Raw genomic sequence first — 25460 nt, 5'->3', positions numbered from 1 at the left:
CCAACGGCTGATCTCCGGCCAAAACGGCGGGAGAAGCGCACTCCAACCGCCATGGTCAAAGAGGCACTCGGCATAGTTCGACGGTCGGCATAAACCTGTTTATGCCGCGCGCGGCATAAGCAGGTTTCGATCAGCGAGGCGATGACTGCCCAGTGTTCGGCGCCGCCGTCAGAGCCTGCGAAGAGCGCGTTCTTGCGGTTGAGCGCGATCGGACGGATCGAGCGTTCGACGGTGTTGCTGTCGATCTCGATGCGGCCGTCGTCAAGGAAGCGCGAGAGGCCTTCCCAGCGTGAGAGCGTGTAGCGGATTGCCTCTGCGAGCTTGGTCTTCTGACTGATCAGGCCGAGCTTTTCACGCAGCCAGGGTTCGAGATCGGCGACGATGGCGCGGCTTTTGTCCTGACGCATCGCGCGGCGCTCGTCGGCCGATCGGCCACGGATGCCATCCTCGATCTTGTAGAGTTCGGCGATCCGTCTCAGCGCCTCGCTGGCGATCGGCGCGGGACCGGCTGCTGCCAGTTCATAAAAGCGCCGACGGACATGCGCCCAGCAGAAGGCGAGAGTGACGCAGCTTTTGTCGGCCAGCACGCGATAGCCGCCATAGCCGTCGACCTGCAAGATTCCGGTGAATCCTGCGAGATGAGCGATCGGACGCTCGGCCTTTCGGTCCGGCGCATAGACATAGGCGACGCCCGGCGGGTCGCTTCCCTCCCATGGCCGGTCGTCACGCGCATAGGCCCAGAGTTGCCCGGTCTTTGTCCTGCCGCGGCCGGGATCGAGCACTGGCGCGGTGGTCTCGTCGGCAAAGAGCTTCGGCGAGGCCTTCAGTCTCGCAAGCAGTCGCTCATGCACCGGACGCAGATGCCAGGCGGCGCGGCCGACCCAGTCAGCCAGGGTCGAGCGGTCGAGATTGATGCCCTGCCGGGCGTAGATCTGCGCCTGACGATACAGCGGCAGGTGATCGGCGTATTTGGAGACCAGCACCTGGGCGACCGTTGCCTCGGTCGGAAGACCACCCTCGATCAGCCGGGCCGGCGCGGGAGCCTGGACCACGACGTCCTCACAGGCGCGGCAGGCATATTTGGGCCGGCGCACGACGATTACACGCAGCTGCACTGGCACGATGTCGAGCCGCTCGCTCACGTCCTCGCCGATCCGATGCAAGCCATTGCGGCAGCATGGGCAGGCATGGTCCTCGATGTCGACGATCATTTCCACCCGCGGCAGATGGGATGGCAACGCGCCGCGGTTCGTCCGACGCTTCCTGGCGCGCTCCAGGCGCTCTGCGGGAGATGCTTGTTCGTTCTCTTCCTCGTCGGCGGCCTCGATCTGCTCGGCCTCTTCGAGCCCCAGCAGCAATTGATCCTCGGGGAGCGTCTCGGCACGCCGGCCGAAGCGGTGACGCTGCAATTCCTTGATGATCTGAACCAGACGGGCATTCTCGACGTCGCGCGCCAGGACCATCGCCTTCAGCGCGTCCGGATCGTCGGGAAGCTGGTCAGCCGTCATCGCCATGAGCGGATCAGACCATATTCGCCGACAGCCCGCGACAGCGGAATCCAGGCTGATTCACTTGGTCGCGGGTCAGCCCGCCTGGGCTGGAACGCGGGTCCGGCGCGCCTCGTGGACTCGCCGCCAGTCGAGACCTTCGAGTAGCGCCGAGAGCTGCGCGGCCGTCAGCCGCATCATGCCGTCATGCACTTTCGGCCAGCGGAACTCCCCATCCTCCAAACGCTTGGCATAGAGGCAAACCCCGGTGCCATCCCAGAAGACTAGCTTGATCCGGTCAGTCCGCTTCGCCCGGAAGACGTAGACGGCCCCGCTGAACGGATCGGCCCCCATTGTCTCTCGCACCAGCGCCGCCAATCCCTCCGCACCCTTGCGGAAGTCGACGGGCTTCGTCGCCACCAAGACCTTGACCGCACCCGTCGGCCCGATCACGACGTTGCCTTCAGCGCGCGGATCACTGCGGCCACCGTCTTGGTATCGGCGCCCCGGCCGACGCGCATCGCGATGCCGTCGATCTCAAGCTCGATCATACCGGCATCTCGGGTGGCTTGCCGTTTCCGCTGCTTCGGTGAACGGCTGGCTACAGGTTCCGCCGCCGCCAAAACCGCCGGCACAAAGGCAGGAGAATCTTGATGCACCGAAGCGGCCTGTTTGCGCGCTTCGCGGCGCCAGGCGAAGACCTGCTGCGGCCTAAGGCCATACCGACGGGCGACCTCGGAAATGATTGCGCTCGGCTCCAGCGTCGCCGCGATGATCCGCGCCTTATCATCCACCGACCAGTGACGCCGACCGCCGGCACCGTTGATCACCTCGAAACGCCGAAGCTGCCGCTCCGGGTCAAGCGTAAGGTCAAGTCCAGACACAAGCCGATCTCCGATCCCAATACAGGATCGGCAACCTCACAGATTGCGATTACTCCCGAAAGGTGGCTCGGAAACACCGCTTACGCCATGACGGCGGAGCGGGATTGGGCCACCGCCACAAACCTCATCCCTTACCTTCTGGTCATGAGTTCGATGTCGTGAACCCCGGTCCCACTACCACCCGTCCAACGATGCGGCGGGTCGCCATACCGAGCACAACGAGATCCCTGAGCCCCACTGCCGCCACATCCGCCCGAAATGGCAAATGCCAAGCTAAAGAACGGCGATAACAAATGGGCGAACAGCCTGCCCAGAAGGTCATCGACGCCCAAACCCGGGAAATAGCCGTCATGACCAAATGGCTCTCGGAGAGCAATCGCGAGGTGAAGCAAAGTTCTCGGGCCTCGTGGAGTTCGCACGTGCATTGCCCAACGTGCGCAAGCAGGTTCAACGCGATCGCAGCCTGCTCGGGCCTGTTCGAGAGCGAGTTATGGCGCTGGTCGCCCATGTGGAACGAAAAGCCCTCAGCGCCGTTTGCGGACGAAGGAGAATTTCGGTTGATGACCGTTATCGTGGGGCCCCGTCCATTTCTGGCAATTGTGGTTTTGCTGGTGCTAGCTTTGGGCTGCAGACTTGGCTTCGCGGCGGACACCACGCCCTTAGCCCACGCCCAGGTCCAGAGTGCGGTGCTCATGAACGGGAATTCTTTGGTTCATAAGACCGATCACGCGGAGCGTCAGTTTTGTTGGTGTGCGCAGGCGCATTGCAGTTGGGCAGGTACTCCGGTCGAGAAGGCTCCTTTGATGTGGCTTGCAACGGTTTGGTTGCCCATCTCCAAGACCGAGCAGACCTTTCGTTCACTTACAAGGCCACGCTTGGAGCGACCTCCGCAGCGCAAACTTTTCCCCCCGACATCAATTCCGCCGCGAACCGATTTGGTAGTGCGGCTTCAGTAATTTTCGGAAGGAAAAGACGATGTATGGATTGAAGATTGCTCTTGCGGCAACGCTCCTCGCACTGGGTAATAGCGGATCCGCCATTTCCCAGGGCCTGCCCGCAGCATGCAAGGCTGCGGAGGGAATGGATATGAAGGGCATGGTAACGATGCCCGACATGTCCGGCATGGACGCCCAGCATCAAGAACTCATGGCCGCGATGATGGGAATGATGAGGCCTCAGGCAATGCAGGCAATGATGGCAAAAGACCCAGATGTCGCGTTCGTTTGCGGAATGATCGTCCATCACCAGGGTGCGATCGAAATGGCAAATGCCGAGCTAAAGAACGGCGATAACAATGGGCGAAAGAGACTGCCCAGAAGGTCATCGACGCCCAAACCCGGGAAATAGCCGACATGACCAAATGGCTCACGGAGAACGCCAAGTGATGTGACGGATTCGGGGGCGCGCATGTTCGCGTCCCCGTATCCGCTCTACAGATGTCACGGGTGCAAGGGACATCGCTCTACCCTCGCTTCGACGGGAAGTGCTGTCCTCCCGGCACGGCAATTATGTCACCGAGGTTTTCCACGCTTGCTCGTCCGCGCGCGGGCGGGATACGCGTAAAAACCTGCCCCGTCCCGGTGCCAAATTTTCAATCTGGAGGGCCGCCTGGCAGGCGGGTCTTCGCCCACTCGCGAATTGCAATAAAGGCAAGGACCAAGGCACGGCCCTTGGGTTTCATACCCATCCACGTGCGCTGGCCGCTGTCTGGGTATGATGCTGTTCCAGAAGGCCATCATGCGTCCGGGAGGAAATCCTATGGCTGCGACAGCAGTTGCGGCTCCTCGCGTTTACGTCGGCCGTAGCGGGTCCTGCCTTGCGGCTTGTAAACCGACAGCACCATTGGCACGAGCAAAACCAGCAGGCCGCCACCGGCGTGAACCACAAGCGACATTCTTGCTTCCCAGAAATCAGCAGCGGTCAACGCTGTGCCTGCGGCCACGTCTGCCATATCGCTGATCAGCCTCATCTGAAGTAGCAAGACGGCGATGGCAAGGACTGTCAGCAGGAGCTTCGCTACGATCCAGTAGTATCGGAACAATCCCCATGGAGTGCCCAGTGATTGGACAATCCCTATCAGCAGCGAAACAAAGGCCAACGGGAGGATGACGAACCATGCGGTCAACTCCATTGCGAGATAGGCTGCACGGACCAGCTCTGCAGTCTGGCTGGTCAGACCTGCAACGGACAGAGCCAGGAATCCTCCGATCGCACCAATCAAGCCGACGGAGGACGTGATGTGCGCTGTCAACACAAACTTGCGGATGTGAGGTGTCATCATCATCACCGGACCCTCTCGGGCGGTGCTTGGTTTCGGGGTGTATCATCTTTGATGCTGGCGGGCTCGGTGCCGTTTCCGGATAGGTGGCGCAAGGGGCCGTGATTTCCTCCGAGGAGCATCATGATGACAACAAGCAGGACCAGGATGCCGCCGACGATCCCGGATACCTTCACCCAAAGGGGGGTGACGGTGTCGTCATCGGTACTTGGTTTGCGGGATGGATTAACCATGCTTGGCTCGCTGATAGAGACCGCATCGATACTCTCGATGGCATGGGTTTATCGAGACACTGTGTCTATAAGAAGTCAAGTTGTCTTGTACCTCGACAGTACGGCCACGCCGCCTGTATAATGGCCTAGTGCCGAAACTCTGGAACGAGACAATCGACGCTCACCGCCGCGCGGTTCGCGACGCCACCTTGGACAGTGCGGCGGCGCTGGTGGCGAAGCGTGGTTTGGCTTCGATAACCATGTCGCAGATCGCAGAGGAGACCGGAATCGGCCGCGCGACGCTGTATAAGTATTTTCCGGACGTCGAAGCGATCCTGGTCGCCTGGCACGAACGTCAGGTGTCGAGCCACCTCGGGCACCTTGTCGAGGTCAGGGACCAAGGCGGCTCTCCTCGAGAGCAGCTCAAAGCTGTGCTTGAAGCTTACGCGCTCATCTCCCATCGCCACCACGGTACGGAACTCGCGGCACTATTGCATCGGGGCGAACACGTAGCCCGCGCGCAGCGACATCTTAAGGATTTCATACGGGACCTGCTAATCGCGGGCGCAAAGTCCGGCGAGATCCGTGACGATTTCGCACCCGACGAGCTTGCGAGCTACTGCCTCCATGCTCTCACCGCCGCTAGCAGCCTCCCTTCAAAGGCCGCAGTCTACCGTCTTGTCACGGTCACGTTGGCCGGGTTGCGTCCTCAGGTCTGACCAAATGCAGGCCGCCACGTCACGAAGTTGTGGCTGGGCATGGCACATACGGGTGCTTCAATCCACGGCGGCTGGGGATTTTTCCCGAGGACCAAAATAACCCTTGAACTTCCAGTTACTGGAAGGATTACCTGTGTTCGATCAACATGGAGGCGACTATGAATATCGGAACGGCATCCGAGAAATCCGGGCTTCCGGCCAAGACCATCCGTTATTATGAGGAAATCGGTCTTCTCAAAGCTGATCGTGCCGGGAACGGATATAGAGATTATTCCATGTCGGACGTTCACAGACTGCGGTTCTTGCAGCGTTCCCGTGCCTTCGGTTTTTCCGTGGAGGAGTGCCGCCAGCTTCTTTCGCTTTACGGCGACTCGGAGCGTGAAAGTGCCGACGTCAAAGCGATCGCTACGACCAAGCTGGGGGAAATTGACCGCAAGCTCGCGGAGTTGACGGAATTTCGTAACACGCTTCGCCATCTTGCGGATCATTGCCTGGGCAACAATTTGCCGGACTGTCCGATCATTGATGGGCTGTCCGGAAAATCTGCGGTTCAATGAGGCGCGCAGGCACGCCCGTGCTTGTCTTGCTGCTGTCGGGCATTGCAGTCGCGGGGGCGGCCCCGGGCATAACTCACGATCGGGTCGTGGAAGATCGGCAGGCTTCAATGAAAGCCATGGCTGAGGCTGCCAAAACAATTGCAGGAATGTTTGAGGGCAAGACCGACTATGACGCGACCGCTTTCAAGCTGGCCGCTGAAACCCTTCGGACTAAATCCGGAGATGCCTTGATAGCCGAGTTTCCCCGTGGCTCTGTCGGTGGTTCTACTACCGCCAAAGCCGAAATCGATCAGTTTCCTGACGAGTTCGCGGCGCTCGCTCATCACGTCCAGACCTTGGCGGCTGCACTGTCCAGGGCGGCAGACACCGCTCCGGACGGCATCACCGACAATATGAGAATGAAGCCTGGTACTGGGGGTATGGGAAGTAGCCTGCTAGGCAAGAGAGCGGGCCCGACGAAAGAATTGGACCCGTCTGAGATACCTGCTGAGCACGTTTTCCACTTGATGCTGCAGGATTGTACCAGCTGTCACGCCAAATTCCGGAGCAAGCCACTTTAGTAGTGCGGTCGTTGGTTACGATGTCTGGGGCGAGAGGAGACGACATGTTCATTCAGCCAATCGATTATATTCTGGCCGTCTGGTTTACCCTCGCGGTACTTAGTACGGTATATGTTGGGTGGGATCAGTTCCGCAATAATCCCGAACCCGCAGTGATGAAGTGGGGCTTCATCCTTGTAACCCTTTATCTCGGACCGATCGGTTTGTTGCTCTATGTGCTCGCGGACAAAGAACCCCGTCCGGGTACCCACGAACAATTTATCAAGCCGCTTTGGAAGCAGGGAATCGGCAGCACCATCCACTGCGTTGCTGGCGATGCCACGGGGATCATTATCGCCGCGGCCATCACCGCTGTCCTTGGCTTGCCCATGTGGTTGGACATCATCATCGAATACATCGCCGGATTTGCCCTCGGCCTTTTCATTTTCCAGGCGCTCTTCATGAAGAACATGATGGGCGGCACCTATTGGGAAAACGTCCGTAATTCATTCATGCCCGAATTCATCAGCATGAACGCCATGATGGCCGGCATGGCACCTGTCATGGCGATACTGATGATGGGTCGCGACATGCGGGCGATGTGGCCAGGAGAGATGTTGTTCTGGGGCGTCATGGCGCTAGGTATTAGCGTCGGCTTTCTGACGGCCTATCCGTTCAACGTTTGGCTGGTTTCAAAAGGCTTGAAGCATGGCTTGATGACTGACCGCACCCCAACCACGAAAGCAGCTGGCTCGGCAAACAGCCATGCGAACCACGCGGCTTCCCACAACGCAGAGGCCGCCAAACATGCTAAATCAATGCACCAGCATGGGTCAGGATCGAAAGGGTCTGGCCATGCAGATTCGAACGGCGGAGATGAGCCCAAAAAGCATGGGGAAAGCTTGCCACCCCATTTTGCGCCAACGACAACCCAGATTGTCGCCATTGCTTCCTTTGCAACCATTCTTCTCTTGGGGGGCTACGCCTATCCCTTCACCAAGGTGAACATGTCGCTGAGTGCTCATGACGTTGGTGACGTCATCATGGCACCTGGCATGATCATGGACTTCGACACGCCAGGGGCGTCGATGCGCGACATGGCTGCTGTGGATCCTCGACTGACGGCTTTCGAAGCCACGCCTGACGCGCTCGGCGGTCAACTACTGGAGCCTCGCGTCGAAGGCGGCGTTAAGGTGTTTGATCTCGAAGCGTCAGTGATCCGATGGTCCATTCTGCTTGGCGAGACAGTTGAGGCCTATGCCTACAACAACCAAGTCCCCGGGCCGACATTGCGCGTGACGGAAGGTGACCGTATTCGGATTAACGTGAGAAACAGCTTGCCCGAGAGCACCACTATTCATTGGCACGGGCTGATCCTTCCCAACGAGATGGATGGTCCAGCGGAGATTACCCAGAAACCTATCCAGCCAGGTGAGTCATTTTCCTATGAGTACACCGTCGGCCAGCATGGCACCTATTTCTATCATACCCATGACCATGTGGACCGCCAGCAGTCGTTGGGCCTTTACGGCACGTTGATCATCGACCCTAAGGATCCGGCAGACGAGATCCCCGCTGATCTCGAATACACGGTCCAACTACAAGAGTGGCTCAAGCGCGAATGGCTAACTTACCCGTCCATGCCAATGGAGGGTGGGTTCCCAAATTTCTTCACCATCAACGGGAAAGCGTTCCCCGCAACCGAAACCATCAAAATGAAGCTGGGGCAGACGCTCAAGGTTCGCTTTGTGGGATCTCACACTACCGCTATTCATCCGATGCATATCCATGGTGGGCCTTTCCAGGTCGCTGCTGTGGATGGCGAGACCTTGGCCGAAACCGCACGCTATTTCGCTGACACTGTTAACGTCGCGCCGGGTCAGAGGTTTGACGTCCTGTGGAAGGCGCAGCGGCCAGGAAAATGGCTGCTGCATTGTCACATTCCCCATCACACAACCAACAATAATGTTGAGATGAAAGGGGGTGGCGGGCTGATGCTTGTCATCGATGTGGAGCCTTGACGCAGACCAGCCATTCTTCGTCTGTTTGGAGAGGTGTCTGCGAGGCTGACCCTCAATCACATTTGATTGCAGTCAATCAAGCTGAGGGCTGCGGTTCTTGACAATCCGAGCGAACACGGGCCCAAGAGGCGCGATGATTAATTTTCGACGAATCTTGACCGATCGCAAGGGGCCGCTTCGCGCGCTTCTCGCGTTTGCGCTCTTGGTTTTTTCTTCCCTCCAGCCGGGAATGTTTGCGGGCGCAGATGAGACAGGCTTCCATGCTGAAGCGGCTGTAGTGCTCAACGACCTGGAGCCGATTCAAAAGTCGAAAAGCCACGATCATCGTCATGTCGCCACGTCCCAAGACAGCCATGGCGGCAACCCGGATCATCGTGATGGCTCCGGCAAGAACTGTGAAGTTCATTGCGCTCCGTGCCAAGCGGTCCCCGTGGATTGTCCCGACATCGAACGTGTTGTCGCGCGGTGCTTTGCCCCCATTGTGGCAACAGCGCTTCCGCTCGGGGAATACGCAGCCCTTATTCGCCCCCCACGACGCCTGATCTGACAACGCCTCCTTGAGGCGGTCGCGCGAAGCGTCCGGAATCCGTTCCGGCGCACGCATCCGCACACGTCAAATTTCAGGTCCATGATGAAACTCGCTAGCCTTGCGATGCTCGCATTGCTGTCGGTTGCCGGCTGCGCGGCAACCAATCCACCGAACGTACTTCCCGCTTTTAGTCCGGCCGATCCGGTCATGGGACTGCGGAAAACTCACCACCACTCCGTGGTCGACTACAGCCATAGGCATCCTGTCGATCCCAAGAATTGGCGTCAGCTTAACGACAAGCTGTCTCCTGCAAATAAGGGAGCCGCCTCATGACGCGCCGCTTCCTGAAAATGCTCGCGGCCGCTTCGATGCCTCTGATCGCCGCTGGATGTGCAACCTCGGCAAATGTTCGCGGCATTTCCGATCCTATGGCGGGCTTCGATACTGTCTCGGCACGAACCGCCTCGGTGACAGGGAAACAGGCCGTCTGGGTTCAATCAAGCGAAGAGGCGCGCATTGTTTCTGAACGCGTCAAAGGACTGATCCAAAAGAAGACTATCGGTGCCGATACGGCGGTTCAGGTTGCTCTACTGAACAACAGAGGCCTGCAAGCCGCCTATGCCGAAATCGGATTATCAGCGGCCGACGTTTGGCAGGAGACAATGCCCGTCAATCCAACCGTCTCGGTAGGGGTAATCGGGATTGGTCTGGGCCGCACCATCGAGAGTGCGGTGGCAAATAACATCCTCGCCCTAATCACCAAGCCTAAGCGGATTGCTGTTGCGGATGCCCGATTCCGGCAGGCGCAACTTAGGGCTGCAGAGGAGACTCTAAGACTTGCTGCCGACACCCGCCGCTCCTGGATCAACGCAGTGGCGGCCTGGGAAACAGTTGCCTACCTGAATAGGGCTCAGGCTACCGCCGACGCTGCGTCTGAGTTGGCCCAGAAGCTGGGTGAGACAGGAGCGCTTAATAAGGCAGGGCAGGCGAGGGAGCACGTATTCTACGCTGAGCTGGCGGGACAAACTGCAGAAGCCAAGCTTGCCGCTCGCACGGCAAAGGAAGAGCTCACCCGTCTTATGGGTCTCTGGGGAAACGACACCGAATACTCGGTTCCAAACGCCCTCCCATCTCTGCCGAAAGTCTCAAAGGCTAAGCAGACAGTTGTAGCTGATGCCCTGAAAAACCGGGTGGATCTGCAGGTTGCAAGGCTCGAGTTGGAAGCATTGGCCAAATCATACGGGTTAACCGAGGCGACCCGCTACCTGACCGACCTCGAAATTCTTTCCGGCGTGGAAGTTGAGCAAGAGAAAGAAGACGGCAAGACGGAGACGATTGTATCCGGCAACGTTGAGCTAGAATTTGTCATCCCGATCTTTGACACGGGCAAAGCGCGGATGCGCAAGGCGGAACTGTCTTACATGCAGGCCGCAAATCTCCTTGCGGAGAAAGCCGTCAACGTCCGCTCCGAGGCGCGGACTGCGTATGACGCGTACCGTTCGACCGCCGAGATCGCACGACACTACAGAAACAATGTCGTGCCCTTGCGCACCAAGATCGAGGAAGAATCCGTCCTCACCTACAACGGGATGATCACGAATACTTTCGAGCTACTCGCGGACACGCGAGCGAAGGTCAATTCGATCATGCTTTCCATCAATGCAAAGCGCAATTTCTGGCTGGCTGACGCCAATCTTGGGACGGCGGTTTACGGCGGTGGAGGTTCCTCCAGCAGTGAGGGGCCTGCCCAAGCCGTGGCTGCGGCAGATGGCGCGGGCCACTGAATAAGGAACGACAAATGCTTTCAAGACGACAATTACTTGGGGCGAGCGCGCTCCTTGCCAGTGCGACTGCGTGGACGAAGACCTCGGCCATGGGACTGCCCGACGCTCCCTTGATGGAATCTGCGGACATGCAGCCTCCAATCTTCCCAAACAGCGGTCCAGACTATCAACCGGTCGTCACACTCAACGGCTGGACGCTGCCACATAGGATGAACAACGGGGTGAAGGAGTTCCACCTAGTGGCCGAGCCCGTCGAGCGGGAAATGGCACCGGGAATGACAGGCTACCTTTGGGGCTACAATGGCCAGTCGCCAGGACCGACCATTGAGGCGGTGGAAGGTGACCGTGTCCGTATTTTCGTGACGAACAAGCTCCCCGAACACACCACGATCCACTGGCACGGGATGATCCTGCCGAGTGGAATGGATGGTGTAACGGGGCTGACACAGCCTGGGATCCCGTCAGGAAAAACCTTCGTCTACGAGTTCGACCTCGTGAAAAGCGGGACCTTTATGTACCACCCGCATGCCGACGAAATGGTCCAAATGGCGATGGGCATGATGGGTTTCTTCGTCATCCATCCCAAAGACCCGAAGTTCATGCCAGTTGACCGCGATTTCGTGTTTTTGCTCAACGCCTACGATATCGATCCGGGGACCTACGTGCCCAAGATCATGGAGATGACCGACTTCAACATGTGGTGCTGGAACAGCCGCGTGTTTCCAGGGATCAGCCATCTCGTCGTGTCGAAGAATGACCGTGTGCGCGTCAGGGTTGGCAATCTGACGATGACCAATCATCCGATCCATATGCATGGATACGACTTTGAGGTGACCTGTACTGACGGCGGTTGGGTCAGGCCCGAGGCAAGATGGCCCGAGGTATCGATCGACATCCCGGTCGGCGCAATGCGGGCGTATGAGTTCGATGCCAAGTACGAAGGCGACTGGGCGATCCACTGTCACAAGTCGCACCACACCATGAACGCGATGGGTCATGACGTGCCCACGTTCATCGGCGTCGACAACTCCAAGGTCACCGAAAAGATCCGCAAGGTTCAGCCTGACTACATGCCAATGGGCGACCGCGGGATGGCCGACATGGGCGAAATGGAAATGCCGCTTCCCGACAACACCATCCCGATGATGACAGGATGGGGACAGTTCGGTGCGATCGAAATGGGCGGGATGTTCTCAGTAGTTAAGGTCCGCGAGGGCCTGTCTGCGAATGACTACTCAGATCCTGGATGGTTCAAACATCCAGAGGGGACAGTCGCCTACGAATGGAAGGGCGATGTTCCAGCTCCTGCTACGTCAGGTGACACAAAAAGCTGATCTTCCGGCATAGCCGCCGTCGAATGCAAATTCGTCTCACGCAGCAACAACCGAATACTGAACCAGACTTGGATACGCTATGATCTTGAAAATACTAGCATTGGTAGCGGTTGCAGGGACCGTTGCCGCCTGCACATCGCAGTCGGTCCTCCCAGGCACAACCAGCTTAGACCCCGCGACAGCGCTCAGCCCACCAACGCCTGCTGCCGGACACCAGGACAAACCTGGAGCTCCACCCCATTCGCATGACGCGCAGCAAGCCTATGGCGAGCCAGGCGATCCCAACAAGCCAGCTCGTCTCGTCACGATCACGATGTCGGAGACGAACGATGGACGGATGATTTTTTCACCGAGCAACGTTCAGGCGAGGGCCGGCGAACAGGTCAGGTTCAAGATACGCAACGCTGGGGAAATCGACCACGAATTCGTCTTGGCCACCGCGGAAGCAAATCAGAAGCACTCGCTCGAGATGCAGAAAAATCCGGACATGGAGCACGACGATCCCAATGCCATTCGTGTCGCCTCTGGCCAGACCGGAGAGATGCTTTGGAAGTTCACGAATACGGGCGGATTTGAGTTCGCCTGCCTAATTCCCGGACATCGCGAAGCCGGGATGATTGGCCTAGCGGCCGTAAACTAAGCGAAGTGAAACCTCAAAAGGAAAACACACCATGCGTACATCTTTGAAAGCTGGACTGGTCATCGCCGCTCTTCTCATTCCCGCCGCAGCCCAGGCAGTGGAAGGTGAAGTGAAGAAAATCAACGATACCGAGGGCAAAATTACGCTGAAGCACGGTCCGATCGACAACCTCGGCATGGGCGCGATGCAGATGGTGTTTCGCGTCACCGATCCGGCCTTGCTCGGCAAGGTCAAGGTCGGCGACAAGGTCGATTTCGAGGCAGATCGTGTTAACGGCGCAATCACCGTCACAAAGATCGAAAAGGCGAGCTGATGCTCTGCATGGACCTGGCCATTTTTATGGTCGGGTCCATGCATGCCGTCCGGCCGCTTCCCAAGCCAAGGAGATGTAAATGGGTAGAATATTTGCCACGCTTTTGTTGACCGCTTTCGCCGTAGGCGCGCCTTGGGCGGCAGCCAGTGCGGCTGAGTATGAAGTTCAAATGCGCAACAAGGGCACAGACGGACAGGCCTGGCAATTTGAGCCTGCTTTTCTGAAAATCGCCCCGGGCGACACGGTTACGTTCGTGTCTGCAGACAAGGGGCATAATTCGGAAACAACGGAATTGCTGGTGCCGAAGGACGGGACGACGTGGAAGGGTAAGATCAACGAACCAGTCAAAGTCACCTTTGATCAGGAAGGCGTGTATGCGTACAAATGCCTGCCTCATGCCGCCCTCGGTATGGTGGGGGTTATTCAGGTAGGCAACAGCGTTGCAAACGTTGAGGCCGCAAAAAATGCAAAGATTCCTGGCAAGGGAAAGACTCGGCTTGCGGAGTTGATCACCCAGGTCGGAAATTAAAATCGCCACGGACGGGTCGGGCACAGCGTCCGACTCGTCCAGATTAGGCTGCTCTGAACGGAACGATCGGTATGATGCTGACGATCTCTCGGTTGTCACATTCCTATGAACGGCTATTCATCCCGCTCACGATATGACATGGTCCGCCGCACAATGTTTTGGTCCAGCATCGGTCGCGCGTTCTTGGTACTGGCCCTCATGGGGTTGGTCACGGGACCTATGGCTGCGTCGTCGGCGATACCAGTCATGGCTGCGGAAGCGATGGCTTCGATGCCCGACGGCATGCCTTGCTGCCCGAACCAACAGCGTGCCGTACCGGACTGCGCCAAAGGCTGTCCGCTAGCAGTATTGTGCACGACGAGCCTCGTCAGCGTTGTCGGAGCAGTGACTCCCAAGTTTCTGTCTCGGCTTGTTGTCGACGTGGACTTCCATGGCGGCCGCGATGTCGCCTTGTCGTCACTGGTTGGCGAACCTCCACCGAGGCCTCCCAAAGCCTAATTGTCAGCGGCGTTTCTAACGCCGGAACCGTGCGGCACTCCTGCACGGTTGTAGTCGCTTGGCGGTTGCCAAGCCCAACGCCGTGCACAGTCACGGAATACTGACAATCGGACGTTTGAACTCATGGAATCTAAATTTGCACTGCGCGCCGCAATGGTGGCGTTGTTATCGCTAATCGCGCCTTTCGAAAGCGCACAAGCCGCTCCCGAAGACTTCGAATTCCAACTCGTCCAGAATGAGATCGAGCAAGGCAATGATGCCGTCGTCGCAGTAAAACTCATCGACAAGCGAACGGGTGCCCCCGTTGAGCAGGCTGTCGTGTTCACCACCAGGATGGACATGGCTCCTGAAGGGATGGAGGCAATGACCACATCCGTCGATGCGCTGCCGTCAAACGAGCCGGGCATCTACCGCTTCAAGACCAACCTGACAATGGCGGGAGGTTGGCGCTTCTCGATCGCAGCCAAAGTCCAGGGCGAGTCCGACACGGTCGAGAGCCGCCTGGAATTTAAGGCCGTTCAATGAGCAGGTTTGGCTCATTCCTGGCCCTTGCCGTTGTGGCGGCGGGGGCGGGAGCGGGCGGATACTGGACCGGACAGCGCAATCTGTCAGGCCTAGCCGTCGTGCAAACGGTCGAAGAGTGGTTTTTCGACATCCCACTCAGGGCGGAACCTTCGTCAAACGCCGCGCAGGATCCCTCTGGTCCGGTCATCTATTACCGCCATCCTGACGGCGACGCTGTGTACTCGGCAACGCCTAGGCGCACCAATGATGGCCGCGACTACGTGGCGGTTCTGGCCAGCGAAGACGTGAGCTTCGAAGATCCCGTCAAAGGCACGGCGAAGCAGGCCAGCGCGGAAGGAACGGACTCTGGTGACAGGAAAGTCCTCTACTATCGCAATCCGATGGGCCTGCCGGATACGTCGCCGGTGCCGAAGAAAGACTCCATGGGAATGGACTACCTCCCCGTTTACGAAGGGGAGGCGGATGACGGATCGACTGTCAGGATTTCGGCCGGAAAGCTGCAACGGTCAGGCGTAAGAACCGCACTGGCAGCCAGGAATGCCGTCACACGGCCCGTCAAAGTTCCTGGAACGGTTACGTTGGATGAGCGCCGAGTAAGCGTGGTCTCAACTCGTACCGAAGCCTTCGTGGAGCAAGTGGCTGACATCACCACGGGTGAGACTATCAGAAAGGGACGGCCGCTCATGCGCCTATATGCCAAGGAGATCGCAACGGCAGGTGCGCTCTACGCGGCGGACCTGAAGGGGGGCGCTGACGGTGGAGCGGCTGCGGGAAGCCGACAACGCCTGGAGAATCTTGGCGTGCCCCCAGGGACCGTCGCTGAAATCGAGAAAACCAGGAAAGCGCCGATCTCGATAACCCTCACGGCCCCCCGGGACGGTTTGGTGCTGGAACGGTCCGCTGTCGAAGGGATGATGGCCGAAGCCGGAAAAACGCTGTTCCGGATCGCCGATGTCTCCACCATGTGGGTCGTGGCTGACGTGCCGGAATACGACCTGAATGCTGTCCGGGTAGGGGACAAGGCAGTTGTCCGCGTTCGCAGCCTTACGGGCAAGGAATTCGTCGGAAAAGTCGTCTTGATCTATCCCGAAATCCAGGCGCAGACCCGCACTGGGCAGATCCGCATCGAACTGACCAATCCAGACGGCCTCTTGCGATCCAACATGTATGCGGAGGTTGAGGTCGAGACGGGCGCAGCCGAGCCTGTTGTGACGGTGCCCGACAGCGCCATCATCGACACGGGTGACCGCCAGTTCGTGATAGTTGACAAGGGCGAAGGAAGCTTCGAGCCACGCGTTGTGAAGGTCGGCATGCGGGGCGACAGCGTGGCTGGAATCATGGAGGGCATTACGGAGGGAGAACGCGTGGTCGTCTCGGCGAACTTCCTGATCGACGCCGAAAGCAATCTCAAGGCAGCGCTCAGTGCTCTGGCACCCGCGGAGACTCGGCCATGATCGCCAAGCTTATCGCCTGGTCGGCCCGCAATCTTGTCCTCGTCTTCTTTGTATCTGTGTTGGCATCGGGCGCAGGTTTCTACGCGGTCAAAACACTACCGCTTGATGCCATACCCGACCTCTCAGACGTTCAGGTTATCGTCTTCACCGACTATCCGGGCCAGGCTCCGCAAGTTGTCGAGGACCAGGTCACGTATCCGCTGACGACTTCAATGCTGACGGTTCCCAAATCAAAGGTGGTTAGGGGCTTCTCCTTCTTCGGGATCTCGTTCGTCTACGTGATATTCGAGGACGGCACCGATCCCTATTGGGCGCGGAGCCGTGTGCTCGAATACCTGAACGCGGCGGCGAGCCGACTGCCAGAAGGAGTTTCGCCGACGCTTGGACCGGATGCGACCGGGGTCGGCTGGGTCTACCAGTATGCTGTCGTCGGCAAGGAGCGGTCGCTCGCCGAACTTCGCTCGCTCCAGGACTGGGTCGTACGTTTCGCGGCCTCCAAGGCTGCTGGCGTGTCGGAAGTCGCCAGCGTTGGCGGGTTCGTGAAGCAATATTCGATCACCGTCGATCCGGCGCGGATGCGCGCCCAAGATGTGACGCTGGCAGAGATCGGCGACGCGGTCCGCACAAGCAACATGGACACGGGCGGGCGCACTGTCGAGATCTCCGAGTTCGAATTTATGGTGCGGAGCCGCGGCTACCTGAAGGGAGTCGCGGATATAGAAAGCATCGCGCTGAAGACGGTCGGCGGCGTGCCTCTGAGACTGGGCGATGTGGCGCGTGTCGAGATCGTTGCGGACGAACGCCGCGGCATCGCCGAACTGAACGGCGAGGGCGAGGTTGCCAGCGGCATCGTTCTCCAGCGCGTCGGCGCAAACGCACTGACCGTCATCGAAAATGCCAAGGAGAGCCTTGCGGGCATCGAAAAGAGCCTGCCGGAAGGCACCACGATCGTGCCCGTCTACGATCGTTCGAAGCTCATCGAGGCTGCAATCGAGACCCTGAAGTCGACATTGGTTGAGGAAAGCATTGTGGTCGCGCTCGTGACCATTGTGTTCCTCCTTCATGTCAGGAGCGCGCTGGTGGCGATCATCATGCTGCCAGTTGGCATCCTGATGGCGTTTGCCGCGATGAAGCTCCTCGGTCTCGGATCGAACATCATGAGCCTCGGCGGCATCGCCATCGCCATCGGCGCGATGATCGATGCGGCGATCGTGATGATCGAGAACGCCCACAAGCATCTGGAGCGTGCGCCGCCAGACAAACCCCGCATCCAGGTGTTGATTGATGCGGCCGCCGAAGTCGGTCCGGCGCTGTTTTTCAGCCTGCTGATCATCACGGTTTCCTTCCTGCCGATCTTCACGCTCGAAAGCCAGGAAGGCCGACTGTTCGGCCCGCTCGCCTTCACCAAGACCTTCGCCATGGCGGCGGCGGCGTTGCTTTCGGTCACGCTTGTGCCCGCTCTTATGGTTGTCTTTGTTCGCGGTCGGATCATCCCGGAGCACAGGAACCCGCTCAACAGGCTGCTGATCAGCCTCTATCGACCTGTCATCACCGGGGTATTGAAGGCGAAAACCTTCACAATCCTGCTCGCCATAGCGGCCCTTGCCGTCACCGTCTGGCCGGCTCGTCAACTGGGCAGCGAATTCATGCCGAACCTGGACGAGGGGACGCTGATGTACATGCCCACGACGTTGCCGGGCCTGTCCGTCACCAAGGCCGCCGAACTGCTTCAGACGCAAAATCGCATTATCAAATCCTTTCCGGAGGTCGAATCCGTCTTCGGCAAGGCAGGCAGGGCTCAAACCGCCACGGATCCCGCGCCGACGGAGATGTTCGAGACCATCATCAATCTGAAACCGAAATCGGAATGGCGACCTGGGGTTACGCCTGAAAGCCTGAAAACCGAAATGGATGCCGCCCTTCAGTTCCCAGGCGTTTCAAATGCGTGGACCATGCCGATCCGCGCCCGCATCGACATGCTGTCCACTGGCATCCGAACCCCGGTAGGCGTAAAAGTGTACGGCACCGATCTGTCTGAGATGGAAAAGGTCGCTCGTCAGATCGAAGCGGTCCTGCGGTCGGTCCCGGGAACCTCCAGCGCCTATGCCGAGAGAGTGATCGGCGGTTATTACCTCGACATCGTTCCCGACCGAATGGCGCTGGGCCGATACGGGCTTTCGATCGCCGACGTCCAGGATGTCATCTCGATGGCGCTGGGCGCGAAGGTCATTACCTCTACTGTCGAGGGACGGGAGCGCTACGGTGTCTCGATACGATACCCCCGCGCGCTCCGTAGCGATCCGGACTCGATCGCGCGCGACGTCCAGGTCGCTCTTCCCGGCGGTGGCTTCGTGCCATTGGGAGAAGTCGCAAAGGTGGAACTTACGCGCGGCGCGACCTCGATCCGGACGGAGAATGGGCAACTCGCGGTGTATATCTTCGTCGACATAGCAGGCCGTGATCTCGGCGGTTACGTTGGCGAGGCGCAAAAGGCCGTCGCTACGGAAGTGAAGCTGCCGCCTGGTTATTCCGTCGCTTGGAGCGGTCAGTTCGAATACCTCGAACGGGCCCAAGCGCGGCTGAAGGTTGTCGTGCCTCTGACCCTGGCGCTCATTTTTCTCCTTCTCTACCTGAATTTCCGCGCGCTTACGGAAACGCTAATCGTGATGCTGTCTCTACCCTTCGCACTTGTCGGAGGCATCTGGATGATGTGGTGGCTGGGCTTCAACATGTCGGTCGCCGTCGCGGTCGGTTTCATCGCCCTCGCGGGCGTTGCCGCCGAAACGGGCGTCATCATGCTGATCTACCTCGACAACGCTTGGACCGAGGCCAAGGAGCAATCGGTGCAACAACGGCGCCATCTGACCAGGGCCGACCTTCACAACGCCATCATGGTCGGCGCGGTCGAGCGGGTGCGACCGAAGATGATGACGGTCGTCGCCATCATGGCTGGTCTCCTACCCATCCTGTGGAGCACGGGCACCGGATCGGAGGTCATGCAGCGCATCGCCGTGCCGATGATCGGTGGCATGATTTCGTCTACGATACTGACGCTGGTTGTGATCCCGGCCGTCTACGGGCTCGTGAAGGGGTGGACATTGTCCAGCATCCAGAAAGCGGAACAGGGGGAAGCGATCACTGAAGCGCGTCACCTGAAACTCGCAGCCTTATAGGAGCCGACATTAATGGAACAGATGATGTCAGGGGGAATGTGGGGGATGAGCTTTGTCGCCCTTGTGTTTCTTATCGTCGCGGTTCTCGGCATCGCGGCCTTGGTCAAATATCTGTTTTTTCGGTGAGGCGGCCGAACTTGCGGACCGACAGCAAACGGGACATGCCAATGACAAAGATGGGGCTTTCCATCTTGGTGGCGCTGGCTGCGGCCGCGGGCGTCTTTGCAGGCTACGTCTTCCTGTTCCGAAGTCCTGAGGGATTTCTCAAAGCGGATGATGTCCGTGTGGTCGCCAGGGGCAACGCTGTTTACGTTCAGTACTGCGCTTCCTGTCATGGCCGGAACCTGGAAGGCCAACCCGACTGGCAGACTCGTAACAAGGAAGGATTTCTGCCAGCGCCACCGCACGACCAGAGCGGTCACACATGGCATCATCCGGACAGGCTATTGCTCAACATCACGAAGCTGGGGTTGGTGGAAGCCGCCAATCTCCGGGACTACCGGACGAGGATGCCGACATTTGGTGGAGTGTTGACTGATGACGACATCATCGCTGTGCTGTCGTACATCAAATCGACATGGCCTGAGGAAATCCAAAAGAGGCACGACAACCTCAACCGTGCGTATGAGAGCCGTCAGGTGGTTCGATGACTGCCAATCCACTTGAACTACCAGTTGCCAGCCAACTCCGACCCAGGTGTCACGCAGGGACCCTCTGCGAGGTCATGTTTCCGAGGTCAGCGGATTTGGTGATACCATCCGCCGCGCCGTTCTCTATTTCGGTCGTCGCGCCGTGCTTCCAAGAACCAGCGCGGGCGCCGCCGCCGACCGGTAAGTCATCTTGCTGGCGGGTCGGCATGTTCTCACCGGTGAAGGGCATGCCTGAGATGCAGCGCGCTGCCGCTAGGAGTATGGCGCTCATTGAGGCAATCGACGACTACTTCCTGCAAGTTGCCAACTTGAGAGCGACTTGTTGGCGGTGCCCCATCGTAATCATCACACTCGGTCAATTGTTTGCTCGATGAGTCGCTTTGACGCACGGCACTGCACTTTATTCATTTCGTCCCAGGCATCGAGCTAATCCGCGGGATACAAGACGGCCTTACCTATTTTAACAAACGACGGACCGATACGCATCGCACGCCAGTTTCGCAGCGTCCCAACTGAGATGCCACCACGATATCGCGCCGAGACTTCCTCGGGCGTCAGATATTTCTTGCTGTCCATCAGTGCCTCCGTCGTCCAAAAACTTCGCGATGAAGCGAAGCCGGTAGCTCCACCGCAACCTTCACGGGTTTTTCGTCGACGATCGGGCCGAGCTTTAGTTTGGTCATTGCGTTCCTCCATAGGGCTCGAGCACGAGGTCGCGCGTTACGATGACGCGGACCGGGAAGCCCGGACGGATGGTCAGCGTCGGCGCGATGTTGAGCTGGCGGCGGATGATCTGCTGGCCTGCTTCGTTGATCGTGTCCTGGGCGCCATCGCGGATGGCCCGCATAAGCCGGTCTTCGTCATTGGTCACCAATTCGGCGCCGACACTGAGGAGTGTCGAGAGGCCGGCGGCCTTGGCCAGATCCCACCAGTGATAATCGACACCATCTTCCAGGCCGGCATAGCCTTCAGCATCGGCGCCTGGCTGGCGCTCGAGCACAATCGATCGCCCGCTCGGCAAGATCAGCCGGTTCCAAACGAGCAGGATGCGTCGCTGCCCGAAACCGACATCATTGTTGTACTGCCCGATGACGCGCGTGCCCTGGGGAACGAGGAGAATACGTCCTGTCGGGCTGTCATAGATGTTTTCGGTAACCTGGGCGGTAATCTGACCGGGCAGGTCGGAGCGGATGCCGGTGATGAGCGCAGCCGAGATCACAGCCCCCGCCTGGAGCACATAGGGCGAGGCTGGTGGCGCAACGCGACCGGGCGAGACGGTGCGCTTATCAGGCGGGGTATTGAGGAACGCATTCTGCCTTTCGACGGCGGTTGGCGTCGACGGCTGGGGGCCGAGCCCGAGCGTGGCGAGGTCCGGCATCGGCGGAACGGCCGGGCTCGTCTGCGTGGTGGCAGGCGTGCCGGATGTCGCGGGGCGCGTTTCGGTGGGGGCGAACAGCTTTGCCGTGCGCGCGGATTCCAGCTCCTGCTGTCGGTGCTGCTCCTCGGCACTCAGGCCCGGATCGGGCGTGCCGATCGCCGGCGGCACCGCGTTCTGCGCATTGAGGATCGGGCGGCCGAGATCGCCGGGAAGGGGCGGGCCGAGAATTGGGCCGGTGTAGTCGCGCGGCAGGCCCGCCAGACCATCGGCGACGGCGCGGCTATCCGTAGAGATCAGTTCTTCCGGCTTTCCGGCGTTGCGGGTCTGGAGCGCGTAGATCAGAGCAGCGCCCAGGCCGACGCCGGCGACGAGACCGAAACCAGCTAGCACCTTACGCGACAGCCGCGTCACACGCGGGGGCTCTGGGCGAAGCCGCATCGCGGGTTCGCCGGTGAGCGGCAAAGCGCCTTCCCAGTACGGCGCTTCCTTTTCCTTTCCGGGGTCGATCTCGCTCATGACGCCGGCCTTCCGTCGGTGCGCACGATGCGGACGCGCTTCTGGCGGTCGCCAGAGCCAAAACGCATTTCGGCCGCAGCGAAGAGGCGGTCGACGATCATGTGGTGGCCGCGCACGCGATAGTTGACGAGCTCGGAGGTCTTGCCTTCAGGACCGACAACGAAGAGCGGTGGCATCTCGCCCTGGCCGATGCCACGCGGGAATTCGATAAAGACCTGACGGCCGTCGTCGAAGGCGCGCAGCGGCCGCCACGGCGCGCGATCGCCAACTACGTGATAGCGGAAATTGACGTTGGCGAGATCGACACCCGTCGAGGCGGGCTGAACGGCTTCGGCCTGCGCGTTCTGGCGGCGCAGCGCGATGAGCTGGTCCTGCGGATATTGCCACGAGACCGAGGCCATGTAGGTGCGCTCGGTCGAGCGCAACTCCATGTGGTAGGTGCGGATGTTGGTGTTGATGACGAGATTGGTCGTCAATTCCGGCCGCGTCGGCTTCACCAGGATGTGGATCTGCCTGGTGGCGCCGGCGCCGCTTTCCGTATCGCCGATGATCCAGCGCACGGTGTCGCCGGCGGCAACGGGACCTGAGCCGACGAGCTGCTCGCCGGGTTGCAGCGCGATGTCGGTGATCTGTCCGACGGCGGTATAGACCTGATAGAGCGCGCCTTGCGTGAACGGATAAACCTGCATCGAGTTGATGAAGCCGTTGCGCACCGGCTGCACGCGGGCTGCGGCATTGGCATGGTTCACGCGGGCTGCGGGATCGATTGGTTCGGCTCCTTGTCGCGAGGTTTCGAGCGGCTTCATCTGACCGGGAAGCGGCAGGGGCTTCGGTAACTCAACCACCCGAACAGGCGCTGGCGGATCGAAGGTCTGCACGGTTGGCGCGGCATTGTCGTACTCGATTTCCGGCGGCGGGTTGGTGGTTGCGCATCCTGCGAGCGCCGAAGCGGCGAACAGGAGAAACGGCAAAGAGATTTTACGGAAACCCGTTTTTGCGCAGATGAAAGCCGGCCTGCCGGCTTTGCGGAAGGCGGTCGTCATTGTGCAAGCTCCTTCGACCAGTTGATGGCGTTGATGTAGATTCCGAGCGGGTTGGCCTGGAGCTTTTCGGCGTCGTGCGGGGCTTGCACGACGACGGTGAGGATAGCGGTCCAGCGGGATGTCTCGGCGAGTGAGCCGTCCTGATAGCGCCGCTCCGTCCAGGCGACGCGGAAGCTGTGGGGTGAGGCGCGGATCACCGAGGAGACGTCGATAGCGATCTGCTGCTTGCCGACCTTGGTGAAAGGATCGTTGGCGCGGGCGTAGTCGTTGAGCGCCATGGCGCCGACCGAGGTCGTGAACTCGTATGCGCGTAGCCAGTTCTGCCGCACGATGATCGCGTCGGCAGGGATCGAACGGACCTGCTCGACGAAGCGGGCGAGATGCCAGGCGACCTGCGGATCGGTGGGCTGATAGTCGGCGACCGCAGGCGCGATGGCCTGGGTCTGACCGAGACGATCGACCTGCACTACCCAGGGAACGATCGTGCCGCGGGCCGATTGCCAGACGAGGGCGGAGGCGAAGCCCCCTGAGAGGATCAGGCAGCCGAAGGCCATATAGCGCCAGTTCTTCGCCTGTAGGCGGGCTGAGCCGATGCGCTCGTCCCAGGCCTGTCCGGCGCGTTGATATGGCGTCTCTGGCTCGGCCGTCTTGCCGTAATGCGTGGTTGGTCGTCGGAAGATGTTCATCGGTTAGTTCCCCTCAGAGAGATTGATGGAGGAGCCGCCGCCATGGCTGTCGCCGGCGCGAACGGCATGAGCGGCGGTCTGGACCCCGTGGGAGACGCGCTGGGAGCGCTGCATGTGCCTGGCCCAATCGGGTGGGCCGCCGGCGGTGTGCCCCGACGCGTCCGCGCTGGACGAGGCGGCATTGTTGGCCGCCTTTGCTCCATCGCCGACAGTCCCCATGGTCGAGGAGCCGCCGGTGACTTCGAAGGCGGACTTCGTGCCAGAGGCAGTGCTGGATTTCATGGATTCGCCGGTGTGTGCGATCGCTCGCTTTAGCGGCGAGACGGCAGCGGAACCGCCGGCCCGGGCGACGCCCTCGAGACCAGAGGCAACGGCTGCCGCGCCGGACTGGCCGGCGGAGCCGAGGCTGTAGGCGGCCGAAGCTCCACCTGCGAGCGATGCGCTGCCGCGCGCGGCGGCAGCGGTTCCCGAGAGCGCGGCCGCACCGCCGCGCGCTGCAAGGCCGGCAGCACCACTGGCGGCGAGCATCGCGCCGCCAGCGGCAAGGCCAGTGCCGACTGCTGCTCCCGCGCCAAGCTGGGGACCGCCCGAGACGAGCCCGTTGGCGATGCCGGGTCCGAAAATGCCGAGGCCTAGAAGCGAGAGCGCGGCGAGCACGATCGCCATGGCCTGGTCGATGGTCGGGTTCTGGCCGCCGAAGCCGGCCGTGAACTGGCTAAAGAGGGTCGAGCCGATGCCGATAATCACGGCAAGCACCAGCACCTTGATGCCGGAGGAGACGACGTTACCCAGTACGCGCTCGGCCATGAAGGCGGATTTGCCGAAGAGGCCAAAGGGGATCAGCACGAAGCCGGCGAGCGTAGTCAGCTTGAATTCAATCAAAGTGACGAAAAGCTGCACGGCCAGAATGAAGAAGGCGAGCAGGACGAGCGCCCATGCGAAGAGCAAGCAGGCAATCTGGATGAAGTTCTCGAAGAACGAGATCCAGCCCATAAGGCCGGAGATGGATTCAAGCAGCGGGCGGCCGGCGTCGAGGCCGGTCTGTGCAACCTTGCCCGGACGCAGGAGGTCCTGCACGGAAAAGCCGGTCCCGCTCGCTTTCAGGCCGAGCCCGGAGAAACTCTCGAAGACGATGCGGGCGAGGTTGTTCCAGTTGGAGATCAGATAGGCGAAGACGCCGACGAACAGCGTCTTCTTCACCAGCCGAGCGAGGATGTCGTCATCAGCGCCCCAGCTCCAGAAGAGGGCGGCGAGGGTCACATCGATGACGATCAGCGTGGTGGCGATGAAGGCGACTTCGCCGCCGAGAAGCCCGAAGCCGGAATCGATGTAGCGTGTAAAGGTGCCGAGGAATTGGTCGATGACACCGGTGCTGCCCATGCCTATTGCGCCTCCGTCGCTGTCGCGGCCGGAGACTGGGTGAAGGGCTCTGGTGATGGGGTCGCCGGCGGCGTCTTGAAACCGAGGAAGCGGTCTCGCTGCTCGGCCCACAGGCGCAGACAATTGCGGTCGCGCAGCGCCGCTTCGCCGAAACCCTGGCATCGCCGAAGGTCCTCGCGCAGCGGGTTGGGCGCAGATGGCGCAAACGCCGGCGGGATCACCGCCACCAGCTCTTCTTTCCGGCTCATCTCGAGCGCGGTCGCCGTGATGGCGACCGCGACGAAGATGATGGCTGCGATGCGCGCGAGGGTCTTGCCGTCCATGGTCACGG

General features: G+C 60.1%; 26 protein-coding genes and 2 pseudogenes. 15 read left to right on the top strand and 13 right to left on the bottom strand.

What is annotated here, in order from left to right:
- The 4 genes from tnpC to HNQ95_RS33485 form a co-directional block, all read right to left on the bottom strand.
- Positions 1-1514: IS66 family transposase (gene tnpC, locus HNQ95_RS30015; protein WP_182575930.1), on the bottom strand; the 1514-nt coding region annotated here is incomplete at its 3' end.
- Between the two features lie 69 nt (positions 1515-1583).
- The gene (gene tnpB / locus HNQ95_RS30010; RefSeq protein WP_182575931.1) at positions 1584-1940 is read right to left on the bottom strand and encodes an IS66 family insertion sequence element accessory protein TnpB; all 357 of its coding nucleotides are present in this window, start codon (positions 1938-1940) and stop codon (positions 1584-1586) included.
- Positions 1937-2371: an IS66-like element accessory protein TnpA gene (tnpA, locus tag HNQ95_RS30005; RefSeq protein WP_182575932.1), complete on the bottom strand. Its 435-nt coding sequence runs from the start codon at positions 2369-2371 to the stop codon at positions 1937-1939. Before tnpA ends, tnpB begins: the two co-directional genes overlap by 4 nt.
- Before the next feature lie 142 nt (positions 2372-2513).
- Positions 2514-3065, bottom strand: a complete 552-nt coding sequence (locus HNQ95_RS33485) for a hypothetical protein (protein WP_182575933.1) — start codon at positions 3063-3065, stop codon at positions 2514-2516.
- Between the two features lie 281 nt (positions 3066-3346).
- On the opposite strand from HNQ95_RS33485, the gene HNQ95_RS29995 reads away from it, so the two are divergent.
- Entirely contained in the window at positions 3347-3718 is a 372-nt protein-coding gene (locus HNQ95_RS29995) for a DUF305 domain-containing protein (RefSeq protein WP_312871062.1), read from the top strand.
- Between the two features lie 409 nt (positions 3719-4127).
- Here the strand turns inward: HNQ95_RS29995 and HNQ95_RS29990 are convergent, their stop codons facing one another.
- Positions 4128-4655, bottom strand: a complete 528-nt coding sequence (locus HNQ95_RS29990) for a hypothetical protein (RefSeq protein WP_182575968.1) — start codon at positions 4653-4655, stop codon at positions 4128-4130.
- Positions 4656-5010: 355 nt separating this feature from the next.
- On the opposite strand from HNQ95_RS29990, the gene HNQ95_RS29985 reads away from it, so the two are divergent.
- The 4 genes from HNQ95_RS29985 to HNQ95_RS29970 all read left to right on the top strand — a co-directional run bounded on the left by HNQ95_RS29985 (position 5011) and on the right by HNQ95_RS29970 (position 8697).
- Positions 5011-5580 carry a TetR/AcrR family transcriptional regulator gene (locus tag HNQ95_RS29985; RefSeq protein ID WP_182575934.1) on the top strand — a complete coding sequence of 190 codons (570 nt, stop codon included), beginning with the start codon at positions 5011-5013 and terminating at the stop codon, positions 5578-5580.
- Positions 5581-5738: 158 nt separating this feature from the next.
- Positions 5739-6137, top strand: coding sequence for a Cu(I)-responsive transcriptional regulator (cueR, locus tag HNQ95_RS29980; RefSeq protein ID WP_182575935.1), 399 nt, complete (start codon positions 5739-5741; stop codon positions 6135-6137).
- Between the two features lie 86 nt (positions 6138-6223).
- On the top strand, positions 6224-6697 hold the full coding sequence (locus HNQ95_RS29975; protein ID WP_376769281.1) for a c-type cytochrome: 474 nt from the start codon (positions 6224-6226) through the stop codon (positions 6695-6697).
- Positions 6698-6741: 44 nt separating this feature from the next.
- Positions 6742-8697 (top strand): multicopper oxidase domain-containing protein, encoded by a 1956-nt coding sequence (locus HNQ95_RS29970; protein ID WP_182575937.1) that lies wholly within the window; start codon positions 6742-6744, stop codon positions 8695-8697.
- 76 nt (positions 8698-8773) lie between these two features.
- On the opposite strand, the gene HNQ95_RS29965 is transcribed toward HNQ95_RS29970, so the two are convergent.
- Positions 8774-9103, bottom strand: a complete 330-nt coding sequence (locus tag HNQ95_RS29965) for a hypothetical protein (protein ID WP_182575938.1) — start codon at positions 9101-9103, stop codon at positions 8774-8776.
- Between the two features lie 222 nt (positions 9104-9325).
- On the opposite strand from HNQ95_RS29965, the gene HNQ95_RS29960 reads away from it, so the two are divergent.
- From HNQ95_RS29960 to HNQ95_RS29915, 10 genes are all read left to right on the top strand, one after another.
- Positions 9326-9559, top strand: coding sequence for a hypothetical protein (locus HNQ95_RS29960; RefSeq protein WP_246719284.1), 234 nt, complete (start codon positions 9326-9328; stop codon positions 9557-9559).
- Positions 9556-11010 (top strand): TolC family protein, encoded by a 1455-nt coding sequence (locus HNQ95_RS29955; protein ID WP_182575939.1) that lies wholly within the window; start codon positions 9556-9558, stop codon positions 11008-11010. Before HNQ95_RS29960 ends, HNQ95_RS29955 begins: the two co-directional genes overlap by 4 nt.
- A 14-nt stretch (positions 11011-11024) precedes the next feature.
- Positions 11025-12344 carry a multicopper oxidase family protein gene (locus tag HNQ95_RS29950; protein ID WP_182575940.1) on the top strand — a complete coding sequence of 440 codons (1320 nt, stop codon included), beginning with the start codon at positions 11025-11027 and terminating at the stop codon, positions 12342-12344.
- Positions 12345-12423: 79 nt separating this feature from the next.
- Positions 12424-12984 (top strand): cupredoxin domain-containing protein, encoded by a 561-nt coding sequence (locus HNQ95_RS29945; RefSeq protein WP_182575941.1) that lies wholly within the window; start codon positions 12424-12426, stop codon positions 12982-12984.
- Between the two features lie 31 nt (positions 12985-13015).
- A complete protein-coding gene (locus HNQ95_RS29940; RefSeq protein WP_182575942.1) occupies positions 13016-13297 on the top strand; it encodes a copper-binding protein in 282 nt (93 codons plus the stop codon).
- Positions 13298-13376: 79 nt separating this feature from the next.
- Positions 13377-13826 carry a pseudoazurin gene (locus tag HNQ95_RS29935; RefSeq protein WP_182575943.1) on the top strand — a complete coding sequence of 150 codons (450 nt, stop codon included), beginning with the start codon at positions 13377-13379 and terminating at the stop codon, positions 13824-13826.
- A gap of 621 nt (positions 13827-14447) precedes the next feature.
- Positions 14448-14849 (top strand): FixH family protein, encoded by a 402-nt coding sequence (locus HNQ95_RS29930; protein WP_182575944.1) that lies wholly within the window; start codon positions 14448-14450, stop codon positions 14847-14849.
- Positions 14846-16303 (top strand): efflux RND transporter periplasmic adaptor subunit, encoded by a 1458-nt coding sequence (locus HNQ95_RS29925; RefSeq protein WP_182575945.1) that lies wholly within the window; start codon positions 14846-14848, stop codon positions 16301-16303. Before HNQ95_RS29930 ends, HNQ95_RS29925 begins: the two co-directional genes overlap by 4 nt.
- A complete protein-coding gene (locus HNQ95_RS29920) occupies positions 16300-19476 on the top strand; it encodes an efflux RND transporter permease subunit (protein ID WP_182575946.1) in 3177 nt (1058 codons plus the stop codon). The genes HNQ95_RS29925 and HNQ95_RS29920 overlap by 4 nt, the downstream gene beginning before the upstream one ends.
- A 161-nt stretch (positions 19477-19637) precedes the next feature.
- Entirely contained in the window at positions 19638-20126 is a 489-nt protein-coding gene (locus tag HNQ95_RS29915) for a c-type cytochrome (protein WP_210283884.1), read from the top strand.
- Positions 20127-20555: 429 nt separating this feature from the next.
- Here the strand turns inward: HNQ95_RS29915 and HNQ95_RS33860 are convergent.
- From HNQ95_RS33860 to trbK-alt, 7 genes and pseudogenes are all read right to left on the bottom strand, one after another.
- Positions 20556-20702: pseudogene (locus HNQ95_RS33860) on the bottom strand (DNA-binding protein); the annotation flags it as partial.
- Positions 20703-20722: 20 nt separating this feature from the next.
- Positions 20723-20809, bottom strand: a pseudogene (locus HNQ95_RS29905) (DUF2274 domain-containing protein); the annotation flags it as partial.
- Entirely contained in the window at positions 20806-22020 is a 1215-nt protein-coding gene (locus HNQ95_RS29900; protein WP_182575949.1) for a TraB/TrbI/VirB10 family type IV secretion system protein, read from the bottom strand. The pseudogene HNQ95_RS29905 and the gene HNQ95_RS29900, both read right to left, overlap by 4 nt.
- A complete protein-coding gene (gene trbG / locus HNQ95_RS29895; protein ID WP_182575950.1) occupies positions 22017-23063 on the bottom strand; it encodes a P-type conjugative transfer protein TrbG in 1047 nt (348 codons plus the stop codon). Before trbG ends, HNQ95_RS29900 begins: the two co-directional genes overlap by 4 nt.
- On the bottom strand, positions 23060-23749 hold the full coding sequence (gene trbF, locus HNQ95_RS29890) for a conjugal transfer protein TrbF (RefSeq protein WP_182575951.1): 690 nt from the start codon (positions 23747-23749) through the stop codon (positions 23060-23062). The genes trbG and trbF overlap by 4 nt, the downstream gene beginning before the upstream one ends.
- Before the next feature lie 3 nt (positions 23750-23752).
- On the bottom strand, positions 23753-25129 hold the full coding sequence (gene trbL, locus HNQ95_RS29885; RefSeq protein WP_182575952.1) for a P-type conjugative transfer protein TrbL: 1377 nt from the start codon (positions 25127-25129) through the stop codon (positions 23753-23755).
- 2 nt (positions 25130-25131) lie between these two features.
- Positions 25132-25452: a putative entry exclusion protein TrbK-alt gene (trbK-alt, locus tag HNQ95_RS29880; protein WP_182575953.1), complete on the bottom strand. Its 321-nt coding sequence runs from the start codon at positions 25450-25452 to the stop codon at positions 25132-25134.
- Between the last annotated feature and the right edge of the window lie 8 nt (positions 25453-25460).

It is taken from the genome of Aminobacter ciceronei (assembly GCF_014138625.1).
In the GTDB taxonomy this organism is placed as follows: Bacteria; Pseudomonadota; Alphaproteobacteria; order Rhizobiales; family Rhizobiaceae; genus Aminobacter; species Aminobacter ciceronei.
Note: the sequence above shows the minus strand (reverse complement) of the source record. Positions and strands in the feature narration are given on the sequence as shown.